This is a genomic window from Flavobacterium hibisci (assembly GCF_020026925.1).
Lineage (GTDB): Bacteria > Bacteroidota > Bacteroidia > Flavobacteriales > Flavobacteriaceae > Flavobacterium > Flavobacterium hibisci.
The window spans coordinates 1-288 of the sequence record NZ_JAIQDW010000068.1 but is presented as its reverse complement, the minus strand read 5'-3'; the positions used below and the strand labels follow the sequence as shown (position 1 = coordinate 288).

At 45.5% G+C, this 288-nt stretch carries 1 protein-coding gene; it reads left to right on the top strand.

The annotated features are described in order from the left end of the window. Positions 1 to 221 (top strand): TnpV protein (locus K8B81_RS20865; protein ID WP_223683451.1); only part of this gene is annotated, 221 nt, incomplete at its 5' end. Positions 222 to 288: the final 67 nt, after the last annotated feature.

Genomic DNA, 288 nt, shown 5'->3' with positions numbered 1-288 from the left:
CATACACCAATCTTCTTACAAGCGGCAGGCTAAACGCCTACCTTGCCGACATCAACAGACAGGCACAGGAACGCTTTGAAAGGCTCATAGAGGGTATGAAACAGGCACAGGGCATAACGGAACAGCTAAAGGCAGAAAACGCCTTAGAATGGACAGGATGCCTCAATAACATAAGGGCTTGTGCGAGGGAGATTGTGGAAAAGGAAATTATTTTTGCATAAACAGATGATTAGTGGCAGGGGGAAATCCTGCCGCTTTTTCTGCTTTAGTTTGTCAGCTTGACAAATA